This is a genomic window from Rhodoferax sp. TH121 (assembly GCF_002251855.1).
Lineage (GTDB): Bacteria > Pseudomonadota > Gammaproteobacteria > Burkholderiales > Burkholderiaceae_C > Allorhodoferax.
Window position 1 is genome coordinate 119,030 of sequence record NZ_NOXW01000018.1, and the last position, 16,659, is coordinate 135,688.

At 61.7% G+C, this 16,659-nt stretch carries 13 protein-coding genes and 1 riboswitch; all 13 genes read left to right on the forward strand.

Features of this window, described 5'->3' with window-relative positions:
* Window positions 1-3: 3 nt before the first annotated feature.
* Window positions 4-90: riboswitch (S-adenosyl-L-homocysteine riboswitch) on the forward strand.
* 24 nt (window positions 91-114) lie between these two features.
* The 13 genes from CHU94_RS03735 (at window position 115) to CHU94_RS03795 (ending at window position 16,592) form a co-directional block, all read left to right on the forward strand.
* Window positions 115-1,191, forward strand: a complete 1,077-nt coding sequence (locus CHU94_RS03735) for a homocysteine S-methyltransferase family protein (RefSeq protein WP_094476902.1) — start codon at window positions 115-117, stop codon at window positions 1,189-1,191.
* A 15-nt stretch (window positions 1,192-1,206) separates the two neighbouring features.
* Entirely contained in the window at window positions 1,207-2,205 is a 999-nt protein-coding gene (locus CHU94_RS03740; protein WP_094476904.1) for a Gfo/Idh/MocA family protein, read from the forward strand.
* Window positions 2,206-2,234: 29 nt separating this feature from the next.
* Complete coding sequence (gene metH, locus CHU94_RS03745) at window positions 2,235-5,000, forward strand: methionine synthase (protein WP_094476906.1); 2,766 nt, start codon at window positions 2,235-2,237, stop codon at window positions 4,998-5,000.
* A 162-nt stretch (window positions 5,001-5,162) separates the two neighbouring features.
* The gene (locus CHU94_RS03750) at window positions 5,163-5,966 is read left to right on the forward strand and encodes a hypothetical protein (RefSeq protein WP_094476908.1); all 804 of its coding nucleotides are present in this window, start codon (window positions 5,163-5,165) and stop codon (window positions 5,964-5,966) included.
* Between the two features lie 47 nt (window positions 5,967-6,013).
* Window positions 6,014-7,783 (forward strand): GspE/PulE family protein, encoded by a 1,770-nt coding sequence (locus tag CHU94_RS03755; protein ID WP_303396084.1) that lies wholly within the window; start codon window positions 6,014-6,016, stop codon window positions 7,781-7,783.
* A 2-nt stretch (window positions 7,784-7,785) separates the two neighbouring features.
* Window positions 7,786-9,024: a type II secretion system F family protein gene (locus CHU94_RS03760; protein WP_094476910.1), complete on the forward strand. Its 1,239-nt coding sequence runs from the start codon at window positions 7,786-7,788 to the stop codon at window positions 9,022-9,024.
* A 3-nt stretch (window positions 9,025-9,027) separates the two neighbouring features.
* Window positions 9,028-9,543, forward strand: a complete 516-nt coding sequence (locus tag CHU94_RS03765) for a hypothetical protein (protein WP_141211374.1) — start codon at window positions 9,028-9,030, stop codon at window positions 9,541-9,543.
* A 192-nt stretch (window positions 9,544-9,735) separates the two neighbouring features.
* Entirely contained in the window at window positions 9,736-10,140 is a 405-nt protein-coding gene (locus CHU94_RS03770) for a type II secretion system protein (protein WP_094477087.1), read from the forward strand.
* Between the two features lie 88 nt (window positions 10,141-10,228).
* The gene (locus CHU94_RS19645; protein WP_176451916.1) at window positions 10,229-10,711 is read left to right on the forward strand and encodes a type II secretion system protein; all 483 of its coding nucleotides are present in this window, start codon (window positions 10,229-10,231) and stop codon (window positions 10,709-10,711) included.
* Entirely contained in the window at window positions 10,704-11,141 is a 438-nt protein-coding gene (locus CHU94_RS03780; RefSeq protein WP_176451917.1) for a prepilin-type N-terminal cleavage/methylation domain-containing protein, read from the forward strand. Before CHU94_RS19645 ends, CHU94_RS03780 begins: the two co-directional genes overlap by 8 nt.
* Before the next feature lie 2 nt (window positions 11,142-11,143).
* A complete protein-coding gene (locus CHU94_RS03785; RefSeq protein WP_094476916.1) occupies window positions 11,144-11,965 on the forward strand; it encodes a prepilin-type N-terminal cleavage/methylation domain-containing protein in 822 nt (273 codons plus the stop codon).
* Complete coding sequence (locus tag CHU94_RS03790) at window positions 11,962-12,360, forward strand: hypothetical protein (protein ID WP_094476918.1); 399 nt, start codon at window positions 11,962-11,964, stop codon at window positions 12,358-12,360. The genes CHU94_RS03785 and CHU94_RS03790 overlap by 4 nt, the downstream gene beginning before the upstream one ends.
* A gap of 2 nt (window positions 12,361-12,362) precedes the next feature.
* Entirely contained in the window at window positions 12,363-16,592 is a 4,230-nt protein-coding gene (locus CHU94_RS03795; protein WP_094476920.1) for a DUF6701 domain-containing protein, read from the forward strand.
* Window positions 16,593-16,659: the final 67 nt, after the last annotated feature.

Genomic DNA, 16,659 nt, shown 5'->3' on the forward strand with positions numbered 1-16,659 from the left:
GCCCTTCCCAAGGGGCGCTGCAGCTGGCGCCTGCCTTCAGACAGGCAGGCCTCCGGTCAGGCTTGGGGACTCCAACCGCGCTCACTTGTTGAAACCCACACAGTGAGCCGCCGAATGAAGCCCATCACCTACACCCGCGCCCAAACCCTTCCCGGCATTCTCGCCAGCCGCATCGCCATTCTGGATGGCGCCATGGGCACCATGATCCAGCGCTTCAAGCTGGGTGAAGCCCAGTACCGCGGCGAGGGCTACAGTGGCCCCGGCGGCCAGGGCGATCGGTTCAAAGACTTTCCCAAAGACGTCAAAGGCAACAACGAGCTGCTGAGCCTGACACGCCCGGACGTGATCACCGACATCCACGAGGCCTATTTGGCCGCCGGTGCGGACATGATCGAGACCAACACCTTCGGCGCCACCACCGTGGCTCAGGCCGATTACGACATGGCCGACTTGGCGATCGAGATGAATTACGTGTCTGCCAAGTTGGCCCGCGCCGCTTGTGACAAGTACAGCACGCCCGACAAGCCCCGCTTTGTGTGCGGCGCCCTCGGCCCCACACCCAAGACCGCCAGCATCAGCCCCGACGTGAACGACCCCGGCGCGCGCAACGTCACCTTTGAAGAACTGCGGGCCGCCTACTACGACCAGACCAAGGCGCTGGTGGAGGGCGGGGCCGACGTGATTCTGGTGGAAACCATTTTTGACACGCTCAACGCCAAGGCCGCGCTGTTTGCGGTGGACGAGTACTTTGAAGCCAGCGGCGAGCGCCTGCCCATCCTCATCAGCGGCACCGTGACCGATGCGTCTGGCCGCATTCTGAGCGGCCAGACCGTGACCGCCTTCTGGCACAGCGTGCGCCATGCGCAACCCCTGGCCATCGGCCTGAACTGCGCGCTGGGTGCGGCGCTGATGCGCCCCTATATCCAGGAGCTGAACAAGGTGGCGACCGACACCTTCATTAGCTGCTACCCCAACGCCGGCCTGCCCAACCCCATGAGCGACACCGGCTTTGACGAAACCCCCGATGTGACCAGTCGTCTGGTGCGCGAGTTTGCCGAAGAGGGGCTGGTCAACATCGTGGGCGGCTGCTGCGGCACTACGCCCGACCACATTGGCGCCATCGCCCATGCGGTGAACCCGATTGCCACGCGCAGCGTGCAACGCCATTTCTTCTACAAAGAAGCCGCTTGAGGCAAGGACATCACCATGAAAAAAGTTAGCTGGGGCGTGCTGAGCACCGCCAAGATCGGCATGGAGAAAGTCACCCCCGCGCTGATGCGCAGCCAGTGGTGTGATGTGCAAGCCATCGCCTCGCGCTCGCTGCCATCTGCACGCGCGGCGGCGGACAAGCTGGGCATTCCCAAGGCCTATGGTTCCTACGAAGAATTGTTGGCCGACCCGGCGATCGAGGCGATCTATAACCCTCTGCCCAACGACCTGCACGTGCCGCTGACGCTGGCGGCCGCGCGCGCAGGCAAGCATGTGCTGTGTGAAAAGCCGATAGCCTTGAACGCCAACGAGGCTGCGCAGTTGCGCGAAGTGGCGGCCAAGGTGCACATCATGGAAGCCTTCATGGTGCGCTTCCACCCGCAATGGATGCGCACGCGCGAGCTGGTGCAAAGGGGGGCGCTGGGCGAGCTGCGCACGGTACAGGCGTGGTTCTCGTACTTCAACCGCAATGCGACCAACATCCGCAACGATGCGTCCAAGGGCGGCGGCGCGCTGATGGACATCGGCTGCTACCCCATCGTGGCGGGGCGTTTCCTGTTTGACGCCGAGCCAGTGCGTGTGATGGCGCTGGCCGACATGGACCCGGACTTTGGCGTGGACCGCAGCTTCAGCGCGCTGCTGGACTTTGGCCAAGGGCGCCGCTTGGATTTCACGGTGTCCATGCAGACCACGCCTTACCAGCGCGTGCACGCCATTGGCACTGAAAAGCGTGTGGAGATCGAGATCCCCTTCAACGCGCCTCAGGGTCAGGAAACCCGCATTTTTGTGGACGATGGCAAGGTGCTGGGCGGCCGCGCTGCAGTGGTGGAAACCTTTGCGGCCTGCGACCAGTACAGCCTGGAGGGCGATGCCTTCTCGCTGGCCATCCGTGGCGAGCAGCCCTTGCAATACGGCGTCGACGACGCTATCCAGAACATGCGCATCATCGACGCGCTGTTTGCCTCCCAGCGCACGGGCGCATGGGTTGCGGTGTAAACCGCCGAACTCTGATTTTTAGGTTATTTATGCCTCAAGCTACCGCTAATACTGCGCCAGCAGCTCCTAATACTGTAGCGCCCATGCTGCTGTCAGGGCTCGAACCCATCACCATTGACAGCAACAGCCTGTTCGTCAACGTGGGTGAGCGCACCAACGTCACCGGCTCCAAGGCCTTCGCCCGCATGATTCTGAACGGGCAGTTTGAAGAGGCCTTGGCCGTAGCCCGCCAGCAGGTGGAAAACGGCGCGCAGATCATCGACATCAACATGGACGAGGCCATGCTCGACAGCCAGGCGGCCATGGTGCGTTTCCTGAACCTGATCGCATCCGAGCCCGACATCTCCCGCGTGCCCATCATGATCGACAGCTCCAAGTGGAGCGTGATCGAGGCCGGCCTGCGCTGTGTGCAAGGCAAGGCGGTGGTGAACTCCATCAGCATGAAAGAGGGCCTGGACGAATTCAAGCGCCAGGCCAAACTCTTGCGCCGTTATGGCGCGGCTGCGGTGGTCATGGCCTTTGACGAAAAAGGCCAGGCCGACACCTACGCGCGCAAGATCGAGATCTGCGAGCGCGCCTACCGCATCCTGGTGGACGAGGTGGATTTCCCGCCCGAAGACATCATCTTTGACCCCAACATCTTCGCCATTGCCACCGGCATTGAAGAGCACAACAACTACGCGGTGGACTTCATCGAGGCCACCCGCTGGATCAAGCAGAACCTGCCCGGTGCCAAGGTAAGCGGTGGCGTGTCCAACGTGTCCTTCAGCTTCCGCGGCAACGACCCGGTGCGCGAGGCCATCCACACGGTGTTCCTGTACCACGCCATCCAGGCGGGCATGGACATGGGCATCGTGAATGCGGGCATGGTGGGGGTGTACGACGATCTGGAGCCCGCGCTGCGCGAGCGCGTGGAAGACGTGGTGCTGAACCGCCGCCCCGATGCGGGCGAGCGCTTGGTGGAGATTGCCGAAACTGCCAAGAGCGGCGCCAAAGACGAAAGCAAAAAACTGGAATGGCGTGGCACGCCCGAGGCGCCTGCCTCGGTGCACGCACGCCTTTCCCATGCGCTGGTGCATGGCATCACCGACTTCATCACGCAGGATACGGAAGAGGCCTACCGCGAGATTCTGGCCAAGGGTGGCCGTCCGCTGCACGTGATTGAAGGCCCGCTCATGGACGGCATGAACGTGGTGGGCGACCTGTTTGGCCAGGGCAAGATGTTCCTGCCGCAGGTGGTGAAGAGCGCACGCGTGATGAAGAGCGCCGTGGCGCACCTGCTGCCATATATCGAGGCCGAAAAGGCTGCGATGGTCGAGGCCGGTGGCGAGGCCAAAGCCAAAGGCAAGATCGTGATTGCGACGGTGAAGGGCGATGTGCACGACATCGGAAAAAATATCGTCACTGTTGTCTTGCAATGCAACAACTTTGACGTGGTGAACATGGGCGTCATGGTGCCCTGCCACGAAATCCTGGCCAAAGCCAAGGAAGAGGGCGCGGACATCATTGGCCTCTCCGGCCTGATCACGCCCAGCCTGGAAGAGATGCAGTACGTGGCAGGCGAGATGCAGAAGGACGACTACTTCCGCAGTCGGAACATCCCGCTGCTGATCGGCGGCGCGACCTGCAGCCGGGTGCACACCGCGGTCAAGATTGCACCCAACTACGAAGGCCCGGTGGTCTACGTGCCTGACGCGTCCCGCAGCGTCAGCGTGGCCCAAAGCCTGCTGAGCGAGCAAGCCGCCAAGTACATCGACGAACTCAACGCCGACTACGACAAGGTACGCCATCAGCACGCCAATAAAAAGCAGACGCCCATGTGGCCGCTGGCCAAGGCCCGCGCCAACAAGACGCCGATCAACTGGGCCGCGCACCAGCCCACGACACCGAAGTTCATCGGCCGCCGCGTCTTCAAGAACTTTGATCTGGGCGAGCTGGCCAAGTACATCGACTGGGGGCCTTTCTTCCAGACTTGGGACCTGGCCGGCCCGTTCCCAGCCATCCTGAAGGACGAGGTGGTGGGTACCGAGGCTGTGCGCGTGTACGCTGACGGTCAGCGCATGCTCAAGCGCCTGATCGAAGGCCGTTGGCTCACGGCCAACGCTGTGGTGGCCCTGTACCCTGCCAATACGGTGAACGACGACGACATCGAGTTTTATACGGACGAGACCCGCAGCGAAGTTGCCATGACCTGGTACGGCCTGCGCCAGCAGACCGAGAAGCAAGAGATCGACGGCGTGATGCGCCCCAGCCGCTGCCTGGCAGACTTTGTGGCGCCCAAGGGGGTGAAGGCGGACTACGCTGGCCTGTTTGCGGTGACCGCGGGCATTGGCGTGGACAAGAAAGAAAAGTACTTCCTCGACGACTTGGACGACTACTCCGCCATCATGCTCAAGTCGATTGCCGACCGCCTGGCTGAAGCTTTTGCCGAATGCCTGCACCAACGCGTTCGCCTGGACCTGTGGGGCTACGCGGCCAACGAAGCGCTGAGCAACGAAGAGCTGATTGCCGAGAAGTACCAAGGCATCCGCCCCGCGCCCGGTTACCCGGCCTGCCCGGACCACAGTGTCAAGAAAGACATGTTTGCACTGCTGCAGTGCGAGGAAATTGGCATGGCTGTGACCGAAAGCCTGGCCATGACCCCGGCGGCCAGCGTGAGCGGCTTCTACATCGGCCACCCGGACGCCACCTATTTCAACGTGGGCAAGATTGGCGAAGACCAGGTGCAGGACCTGGCCAAACGCCGCCAGCTCAACCAGGCCGATCTGGAGCGCCTGCTGGCGCCCAATTTGTAAACACCGGCCCCCGCCGGGTGTTGGGCCAGCCCCATCTTTACCCAGCGTTACAACTCAGACACGGTGGCGAGTACTGCGCTGTGTACCTTTGGCAGGCCTTGGTCGTTGTAAGGCGACCCAGGCTTGAAGGGGCGATTCCGCCCCTTGCCAAAGGAGAGATGTATGAGCAGTGCCATGTCCTTGCCCGGCGCCGTACCGGCGGCCGGTGTGTCTAGCAACCGTTTTCTGTGGGCGTCGGTCGGCGCCTTGGGGGCGACCACGCTGGCCCTGGGGGCCGCGTTGGTGCAGGTGAACTATCGCAATGCCGACGTTGCGGCGCCCGCTGTGCCGCAGCCCCCCGCAGTCGCAGCGGCGGCACAGCCAGTCCCCGAGTTGCCAGCGGTCCAAGCAGCGCCCGCCAAGGTGGCTACACCTACCCCTGAAAAAGTGCAAAAAGTAGCCAAAGCGCCCGTAAAATCTGCGCAAGTAGCTCCTAAAACAATAGCAAAAACACCGCCTGCCGTGGTGGAGCCTGTGGTGGCCGACAGCCTGCCTGGGCGTGACCAGTCGTGGGAACCCGTGGCTGCGGCGCCCCAAGTGGCGCCCAAGCTGGTGTGCAGCAGCTGTGGCACGGTGGAAACCGTGACCCCCATCCAGCGTGAAGCGGCACCCAGTGGTGCTGGTGCGGCGGTGGGGGCAGTTTTGGGTGGCGTGCTCGGCAACCAGGTGGGCGGTGGCAGTGGCAAGACCCTGGCCACCATCGCCGGCATTTTTGGCGGCGGCATTGCGGGCAATGCGGTCGAGAAAAACATGAAGAAAGAAACCGTCTACCAAGTGGCCATCCGCATGGAGGACGGATCTTTGCGCCGCGTCGAGCAAAGCAGCCCGGCCGCAGTCGGTGCGCGGGTGACGGTGGACGGCAACACCATCAGCCCCGCCAGCAACGCTGCGCCAGCGGCTTTGCCTGCAGCGCACAACGCCACCTGAAGGACCTCGCGTGCTATTATTTTTGCAAACCGCAAAAGGAATAGCGCATGAACATGGCAACGGCAGCGCCCGGTGCGACCGACGGCCCGCGCCCCCCCTCAGGTCGTCCTGAAAAACTGCGTCTGGGCGATGTGCTGGTCCAGCAACGCCTGATTTCCCAAGAGCAGCTCCAGCAAACCCTGGAGCTGCAGCGCACCACCGGCAAGAAGGTGGGGCGCTTGCTAATTGAAACAGGTGTCATCACTGAAGAGCTGCTGGCTAACGGCTTGGCACGCCAGCTTCGCATTCCCTTCGTCAACCTCAAGACCTTCCCCTTCCGGGCGGATGTGGTCAAGTTGCTGCCTGAGTCGGCTGCGCGGCGCTTTCGGGCGCTCGTGCTGGAGGACAAGGGCGACATGCTGCTGGTGGCGCTGGGCGACCCGCTAGATCTGTTTGCCTACGACGAGCTGACCCGGCTGCTTAAGCGCAATATTGGCATTGCCGCGGTGCCCGAGAGCCAGCTGGCCCTGGCCTTTGACCGCCTGTACCGTCGCACCGAAGAAATCACGGGCCTGGCCCGCGCCCTGGAAAAAGACCTGGGCGATGCGGTGGACTTTGGCGAGCTGACGGCCACTGTCGGCACCGAAGGGGCGCCCGTGGTGCGCCTGCTGCAGTCGCTGTTCGAAGACGCCATGCAAGTCGGCGCGTCGGACGTGCACATTGAGCCGCAAGAGGGGTTTCTGCAAATCCGCGTGCGCGTGGACGGCGTGCTGCAAACCCAGACCCAGGCCGACAAACGCATTGGCGGTGCGCTGGCCCAGCGCCTTAAGCTCATGGCGGGGCTGGATATTTCCGAGAAGCGCCTGCCGCAGGACGGCCGTTTCAGCGTGCGCCTGAAAGACAACACCATCGATGTGCGCCTCTCCACGCTGCCCACCACCTATGGCGAGTCGGCGGTCATGCGCTTGCTCAACCAGGGGGCGGGCATGCGCCGCCTCGACAGCATTGGCATGCCACCCGACATGCTCAAGCGCTTTCGGGAGGTGCTGGCGCGCACCTCGGGCATGGTGCTGGTGACCGGCCCCACGGGCTCGGGCAAAACCACCACGCTGTACGCCGCACTGGCCGAAATCAACGCCGCCGAGCTCAAGGTTATTACCGTGGAAGACCCGGTGGAGTACCGATTGCCCGCCATTACCCAGGTGCAGGTGAACGACAAAATCGAGCTGACCTTTGCCCGCGTGCTGCGCGCCTGTCTGCGCCAGGACCCTGACGTGATCCTGGTGGGTGAAATGCGCGATGCGGAGACGGCCGAGATCGGTTTGCGTGCCGCCATCACCGGGCACCTGGTGCTCTCCACCTTGCACACGCGCGATGCCATCAGCACGCCGTTCCGTTTGCTGGACATGGGCGTGCCGCCCTTCATGGTGGCGACTTCCCTGCAGGCGGTGATTGCCCAGCGTCTGGTGCGGGTCAACTGCTCCGAGTGTTCGGCACCCCACACGCCCACGCCACAAGAACAGTCGTGGCTGGACGCCACGCTGGAGCCTGGCACCACGCTCACGCCCAAGCGCGGACTGGGCTGCTCTGCTTGCAATGGCACGGGATACGCTGGGCGCCAGGGGGTCTACGAGCTGCTGGAGATGGACGCCGTGCTCACCCATGCTGCCTCGCATTCCGACCCCGCCAGCTTCATGCGCACCGCACGCGAGCGCATGCAAGGCCACACCATGGCCCACCACGCGCTGGAGTTGGTGCGCCAAGGTCGTACGTCCCTGGCCGAAGCCTTGCGCATCGGTTTTGATGCGGACGACGACGAAACCACACTGGGTAGCTGAGCATGGCCCTCTACGCCTGGCGTGGCCGCAACAACCGGGGCGAGGCCGTCAACGGCCAGCTCGAAGCTATGACAGAGGGCGGCGTGGCGGACCAGCTCCTGTCCATCGGGGTCTCGCCCGTGCATATCGCACTGGCCGAGGCCAAAGAAGAAAAAACCAGCGGTTCTGCGCTGGCATGGCTCAACCGCAAACCGGTGGTGGTGGAAGACTTGCTGATCTTCTCGCGCCAGATGTACACGCTCAACAAGGCGGGGGTGCCCATCCTGCGCGCCTTTGCCGGACTGGAGGCCTCCGCCACAAAACCGGCGATGGTGGACATGCTCAAGGACATCCGCGCCAGTCTGGACCAGGGGCGCGAACTGTCGGCATCGCTGGCTCGGCATAGCGCGCTATTTGGCGGGTTCTACATCTCCATGATCCGTGTGGGCGAGATGACAGGCCGCTTGACCGAGGTGTTTCTGCGCCTGACCGAGCACATGGAGTTTGAGCGCGATGTTCGCGAGCGCATCAAGCAGGCCGTGCGCTACCCCATGTTTGTGATGATCGCCATGGTTATTGCCATCGTGATCCTGAACATCTTTGTGATTCCGGTGTTTGCCAAGGTGTTTGCGGGCTTCAACACCCAGCTTCCTCTCATCACACGTGGCCTACTCGCGTTTTCCAGCTGGATGATTGCCTGGTGGCCTTTGCTGTTGGCGCTGACAGTGGGTGCCGTGGTTGCCGTACGCGCCTACTTGCGTACCCCTGAAGGGCGCTACCGCTGGGACTCCCGCAAACTCAAGCTGCCCATTGTGGGCGACATCATTCTCAAGGCCACCTTGGCCCGCTTTGCACGCAGCTTCGCGCTGTCCAGCCAGAGTGGGGTGCCGCTGGTGCAGGCACTCACTGTGGTGGCGCAAACGGTGGACAACGCCTTCATTGGCAGCCGTATCGAGCAGATGCGTGACGGCATCGAGCGCGGCGAGAGCATCTCCCGTTGCGCAGCGGCCACTGGGGTGTTCACGCCGGTGGTGCTGCAGATGATCAATGTGGGCGAGGAAACCGGCGAGCTGGATAACCTGCTGTTTGAAATTGCCGCCATGTACGAGCGCGACACTGACTACAACATCAAGGGCCTGTCTGCCTCGATCGAGCCGATATTGCTGGCCGTCATCGGAGTCTTGGTGCTGTTGCTGGCTTTGGGGGTGTTTTTGCCACTGTGGAACATGGGCCAGGCCGCCATGGGCCGGGGCGGCGGCTAGGCCGTGGCCGTATTGCGCCCCGCAGCCCAGCCCGCGCCGGTATGGAATGCGCGCCTCACCGAATGGGGCGCGATGGTGGTGTTGGTGCTGGTCTTGGGCATGGTGTTGGCGTACCAAGCGCGTGAGTTGCGTGGTCAGGCCGAGTTGGCCCAGATCAAAGGCACCCTGGGCGCCTTGCGCACCGCGCTGGTGGTGGCTCACCTGGAGTCCAAGGTCGCCAAGGCCCGTCCAGAGGGTGGGGTTGTGGTGCCAGCACAACGCAATCCCTTTGATGCACTACAGCAGTCTCCGCCCAACTATGCCGGCCTTGCAGGCCCTGAGGCATTGGCAGTCTTGCCCGGTGGTAGCTGGGTGTTTGACCCTGTGTGCCGCTGCATTGGGTACCGCCCTACCGAGACCGCTTGGTTGCAGTCCCCAGTGGGAGCCGTGTCGATGTGGTTTCGCGTGGGCTCGACCGAAGGTCCGCTGCAGATCACGGCCCAGGAATCCTATGTCTGGATGGGGCAGCCTGTGGACTGAGGTTGCGGACGGGATTGCAAACGCGACAAATACAGGGAAATTGTGAGTTAACTCACATACTTAGCCTGCAAACTTCATCCACAACAATAGTTCATTGCCCTAGAATTAATCCGTCATGCAACGATCAAGATGACGTTGGGAGCCCGGCAGGTCGCTTGGGCTGCAAGATTTTTCACACGAAAGGCGGACAACATGAAACAAGTACAACGCGGCTTTACGCTGATTGAGTTGGTGATGGTGATCGTGATTTTGGGCGTGCTGGCCGCGGTTGCGATTCCGAAGTTTGTGGATTTGAAGAGTGACGCGCAAGAGGCATCCATGAAGGGTGTTGCTGGTGCTGCTGCGTCTGCTTCCGCCATTAACTACGGTGGGTGCTCTATTTCCACAGCGGCTAGTGCGCCAGCAAAATGCAAAGTGGTCAATGATTGTGACGATATCAAAGCTGCTCTGAGTGGCGGAGTCTGGCCTACTGGGTACAGTGTGACCACTGGTACGGCCTCCACAACGAACGGGACTTCAATGACATGTACATTGGCTCTATCCGGTTTCACCCCAACCACGCCCGTCACATTTGAAGTGATTGCTGCAGGAAACTAATTTGGTGTAACTACTTCGTCGCTACCAGAAGCTGCGTATGTGACCAAGTGTTTGTGGCAACTCAACTATGCAACGCGAGGATTTCTTCATGAAACCCTCGCGTTTTGCTTTTTATGGTGGCTTTACCCTGATCGAGCTGGTCATGGTGTTGGTGATGCTGGGTGTGCTTGCCGTGTTCGCAGCGCCACGGGTGTTCAACCGCAATGACTTTGAGGCCCGGGGGTTTCACGACCAGGTCTTGTCCACCCTGCGTTTTGCGCAAAAAACAGCCATCGCCCAGCGCCGCACAGTGTGTGTGGCGTTCACGTCCACCACCGTCTCACTCACCCGCGCTGCGGCAGAAGCCAGCAATGTCTGCGACCCCACCCTGCCGGTGCCCGGTCCGCGTGGCGAGCTGGTGTTGACTGCGCCCGCGAATGTGGTTTTCACGGTTGTGCCTACCGGCTTTTCGTTCGACGGGCTGGGCCAGTCGCGGCCCGCCAGTGTGGCGCCCGCAGTGCGTACCATGACGGTGGTAAACGCGGGGCGCACCATCACCGTGGAAGAGGTGACCGGCTATGTGCATGACTAGGCTCCGCCAGCGGGGCTTCACCCTGATTGAGTTGATCATCTTTATCGTGGTGGTCGGTGCAGGCGTGGCCGGTATTTTGTCGGTCATGGACCAGGTCGTGCGCGGCAGCGCTGACCCCATGCTCACCAAACAGGCGGCCGCCCTGGCCGACTCGGTGCTGGAAGAGGTGCTGCAAAAAGCCTATGCAGACCCTGACGGAACCAATGTAGGAGAGACGGGCCGCCCCGATTGGGACAATGTGGACGACTTCAACGGGGCGACCCAGGCCGCGTTTGGGCTGCCACCCGAACTGGCTGGCTACACCTTGACGGTGGCCGTCATTGACGGCACGGCCACGTTGGGAGTTGCGGCGCGGCGGGTGGTGGTCACTGTCACCATCACTGCCAGGGGCGAGAGTGTGGTCTTGGCTGGCTACCGGGCGAATTACTGAACATGCGGCAATCCTCACGTACAACACCCCTGCGCCAGCGTGGCTTCACGCTGGTGGAATTGGTCATGGTGATCGTGATCATGGGTGTGATTGGCGCGGTGGTGGCCGTGTTCATGCGCAGCCCCATAGACGCCTATTTGGACAGCAGCCGCCGGGCCGCGCTGACGGACACGGCCGACACGGCGGTACGCCGTATGTCGCGGGATGTGCGCAAAGCCTTGCCCAACAGCGTACGCACTCCCAATCCCCAGTGCCTGGAGTTCATTCCTACCCGTACCGGAGGCCGCTACCGGACCGCCGAAACGGTGGCCGGTGACAACACCAGCCTCAATTTTGCTGTAGCCGACACTACTTTCAATATGTTGGGCCAAAACAGCCTGTCCCCCGCAGACCAGCAAATTCAGATCGGGGACACCATTGCCGTTTACAACCTAGGCATTGCCGGGGCCAGTGCCTATTTGGGCAACAATACTGCGGCGGTAACCGGCGTTACTGATGGAGCGGAGACCACCATTAGCATTGCTGCCAAACAGTTTCCCCTGGAGTCGGGTAGTACACGCTTCCATGTGATTCCTCTGGAAGAACAGGTGGTGGCATATGTGTGCACGGGCGGCAACCTGCGCCGCACGGTCATCACTGGCAGCTTTGTTAGTGCCTGCCCAACAACAGGGCCGGTGTTGGCCACCAATGTGGAAAGCTGTACGTTTGTGTACAACGGCAGTGATTTGCTGCGCAATGGTCTGGTGCAGATCCAACTCAACCTCAGCTCCAACAACGAACCCGTGCGCCTGTACCACGAGGTACACGTGAACAACTCGCCATGACACGCCCACCCATATTCCAACAAGGTTTTGCCGCAGTAGCCGCCGTGTTTTTGGTAGTGGGGCTGGCGGCTTTGGGCGCTTTTATGCTGTCCTTTTCCAACACCCAACAGCTCACTTCAGCGCAAGACGTGCAGGGCTCGCGGGCCTACTGGGCCGCTCGCGCGGGCTTGGGTTGGGGGCTGGCCAGCCTGAAGGCCAACCCGACGGTTTGCCCCGCACCCAACCCGCGAAATTTTGTGCTCGATGGCTTTACCGTCGAGGTCAATTGCACGTCCTCCGTGTACTCGGACGCAGGCGTTAACAACGTGCCCATTTACCGTGTGGTTTCGCGCGCCAGCCAAGGGGCGGGTGCTGCCGCAGTAGAGCGTAGTGTGTCGGCGTCTGTGGAGTTTTAACGATGAACATGATGTATGCGATTGCGCGGGTTTTGGTGCTAGGACTGTTGGCCGCAGCCACCCAGCTGCATGCGGCCAACTATGTGTTTCCCGGCACCTTGCCTGCCGGTTGCAGCGGTTCAGGCCCCAGCTACACCTGCAGTGCGTTGACATTGGGAAACAACGACACCATCACCATCAACACGCCGCGACCGGCGACTATCTCCATTAACGGCAACTTTTCCACTGACAACGCCAAGATCAATAGCTCGGGGGCCCCCGGGAATCTCACCATCAATGTCAGCGGCACCATCACCACCGGTTACCGCGCGGAGGTGAATGCCAATGTCACCGCAGGGGTCGTGAACGACACCGGCGGCGAGGTTAAGTTTGGCGGAGATGTGACCGCAACGAGCGGCAATGTGTTGCTGGGCTACAAAACCACCGTGGCTGGTACGGTCACTTCTGGCAGTGGCTCCATCACCATGGGCAATGAGGCGCAAATTGGCGGCTCGGTGGTGAGCACCAGTGGCGCGGTGTTGATCAAGTACCGATCCGAAGTGACGGGCTCTGTGTCCACCAATGGCACGGTGACCCTTGAGAACGAAACCACCGTGGGGGGCTCAGTGGTGGGCGGCGCTGGTGCGATCAATGTGCAGTTCAAGGCAGAAGTGACTGGTTCGGTGGTGAGCACCACGGGGGCGATCACGATGGCCAATGAAACGGTGGCCGGTGCCTGCGTCAAATCGTCAGGTTCTGCGTCCATTACGCTGAACTACCAATCCAGTGTCAACAGTGTGTGCTGCGGTGCTACCTGTGGCAACAGCTGTGTCACCAACAACAGCAGCTTTGCCATGCCGCCTGCGTGTACCTCGCAAATCATCGCCGAATACCGCATGGATGAGGCTTCGTGGAACGGCACGGCGGGCGAGGTGAAAGACAGTAGCGGGAATGGCGCGCATGGGACGGCCAAGATTTCCAATGGTTCCACGCCAGTGGCCAGCACTGCGGGCGGCAGCCCTGCCTACACCAATGCCAGCCAGTCCACTTGCCGGTATGGCGAGTTCGACACCACCTCTGGCACGGTGCGCACCTACACCTATGTGGAGTTGCCCTCCATGCCGGTGCTCACCAACGGCTTCAGTGTGACGGCCTGGATTCGGTCTACCGATGTATCCGCCAGTGGTCAGCGTATTTTTGTGCGCGACGATAACCAGAACGGCTGGGCCATTAGCCTGGGCGATGGTGGTTCTGGAAGGCTGCGGTTTTTTAACCGCAGCACGGCCAACTCGGGCGCCGTGACTGGTGGAACCAATCCCAACGCGGGTGCGTTCGCGATTGACACGCCCGCCGTCATCAATGCCAACACCTGGTACTTTGTGGCCGCCACCGTGAATACGGTGAGCAAGACCATCACGGTGTATGTCTATAGCAATACGGGTACGCAGCTGGCCAAGGCCAGCTCCCTGTATTCGGGCACTTGGTCTGATGGCACAGGCATGGCTGCCATCGGCGGTGAAACGGCAGCCTCCGGTGAAGGGCAGACCGCGGCCTTTCACTTTCGGGGCAATGTGGATGAAGTGGCCTTTTTTACAGGGGCCCAGACCCAAAGCCAGATTGAGACGCGGCTGACCCAAGTGCGCACTTGCACCGCATCGCAGACCTGCATCGTGGATGACTTTGCCAGCGGTTCCCTCAACAACAGCCTCTGGAACCCGGTGACTATTGGCGGAAGTTACTTGCCTCAGGTGGTGGACGTGTCCGGGCAAAAGCGCTTGCGCCTGACCACCGCGGGCGGCAACCAAGCTACGCTTGTGCAGCTTAAAAAATGGTTTCCGGGTGCTGGCAACAAAATTGTTGTGCAGTTTGACCACTATGCCTATGGCGGCAACGGCGCCGATGGTGTGGGGGTAGTGTTCTCGGATGCCAGCGTGGCACCAGCGCCTGGTGGCAACGGCGGTTCTTTGGGGTACGCGCAAAAAAATGCGACCAACGGGTACGCTGGAGGCTGGCTGGGCGTGGGCATTGACGAGTTTGGCAACTTCCCCAACTCCACGGAAGGGCGTCTCGGCTACCCCACCGGGTGGACGCCGCCTGCGGGCGCAGCAGTTGCCGCAGGGTTTTATGCTGATAGCGTGTCCGTGCGCGGTAGCGGCTCGGGAACCACGGGGTACCGCCTGCTGGCCAACAGCGGCGTATTGGCACCCGAGATTTGGACCAATTCCAACAACTCGGCATCGCTGCAGAAATACCGGATCACCATTGACAACACCAACAACGTCAACGCCTATGTGACGGTACAGCGCGATACCACGGGAACGGGCGGTAGTTACACCACCGTGATCCCCACCTTCGATGCGCGTGGCACCAACAGCCTGCAGGCTGCGGTGCCAGCCAACTGGTTGGTGTCGTTCACCGGCGGAACGGGCGGCTCCACCAACGTCCACGAACTGGCCAACATCAGCATTTGTGCCACCTACATGAACGACCCTGGCGGATCGTCCGACGCCAGTGCTTTTGATTGCCTGGAGACAGGTACCAATGCCCCCTGGAGCCCAAGCGCGCGCAAACCGCTCTATACCAAGCGCGCGGGCGTGAACTTCAGCATGGACATTGCCGCCCTCAAGGCGGATGGCACGCTGGAAAGCAACTACGTGGCCGCGGGCGGCAATACCAAGCATGTGCGGGTTGAGCTGTTCAATGACTCGGCCACACCTGCACCTGCGTGTTCGGCGTACAGCAGTCCTGTGGCCAGCCAGACGGTGTCCTTCACATCGGGCACCTACTCGGGGTCTGCCGGCCGCGCATTGTCAGGAAACTTCAACGTGGCCGCCACCTACGCCAAACTCCGTTGCCGTGTCCGCGAGTGCACCGACAGCAGCTGTGGCAGTTTCACGGCGGTGGCGCCCGCGTGTTCGTCCGACCAGTTTTCGGTGCGCCCCAGTGCCGCCACCTTGGTCACGTCCGCCACCGCCGCCGCACCATCCACCTCGGCTACCCCTGCCATCCGCGCAGGTGCCAATTTCACCTTGCTGGCAACCACAACGCCCGCGACTTACACCGGGAGTCTTGTGCTGGATACCGGAAAGCTCAGCGCCCAAACCACGACCCAGGCCAGTACCCAGGCCGCTGGGGGCGTGGTGGGCACCTTGTCGGCCAGCACGGTGACGGCCAACGTGACGGTGGGCAGTTCCACCTATTCCGAGGTGGGGTATCTCTATTTGGCTGCTGGCGCTTACCGTGACGACGCCCTAACCGCGGTGGATGCTGCGCAGGGCGATTGCGTGACGGACACCACCAATGGCAACAACCTGTCCGACAGCCTCAGTGGTGGGAAATATGGCTGCGCGGTGGGGAACAGGACAACGGTGTCATTGGGGCGGTTTTATCCCGATCACTTCACCATCTCGTCGCCTGCGGTGGTCCCGTTTTGTTCCGCGACCGCCACTGCGTTCACGTATTTTGGCCAAGACGGGTTCGGGACCAACTTCACCATGACCGCGCAGAACACCAGCAATGGCACGACCCAAAACTACCGTGGCGTGTTTGCCAAGTTTGTGACGACGGCCTACGGCAACTATGGCTTCACGGCCGCGACCTTGCCGGCCGGTTCTGCGCTGCAGACCAGCGCGACCGCCCCCACTGGCACATGGACCAATGGTGTGGCCTCCATCGTGGCGCGTCATCAAGTGAGCCGCCCGACGAACCCGACCGCCGATACCCTGCTGACCGTCAGTGCCGCGCCTACCGACGGTGAAGTGCCTGCAAGTGCCACAACGGCGGTGGGCTCCAATGTGCGCCTGCGCTACGGCCGCTTGCGCATGCAGAACGCTTACGGTTCGGAACTTCTGGCCTTGCCGGTCCCGCTGGAGGCTCAGTACTGGAATGGCAATTTCTATGTAGTCAATGCCGATGACAGCTGCACCACCTTGCCCATGAACAGCATCGTGATGTCCAACTTCACCGGCAACCTGCAAGCGTGTGAAACCCAGATCACTCCTACCGGGACGCAGACCCTTGCCAACGGGCGCATCCCGGGTGGGCTGATCCTCACGCGTCCAGGTACCACCAATTCCGGCAGTGTGGACCTCGCGGTAAATGTGACGGCTACCCCCGCGGGAAATACCTGTGTAGGTCCCGCGTCCAGTGCAGCCAGCGCTGCCAACCGCCCCTGGTTTGGCCCCAATATCGGAGGTCGTGCCACCTTTGGTATTTACAGGAGTCCGCTGATCTACTTGCGCGAGAACTATTGAGCGCGCCACAGGTTTTCTCAATTCATGTGAAATACTGCCTACAAAGCCTGTCATGATTGCGCAATCA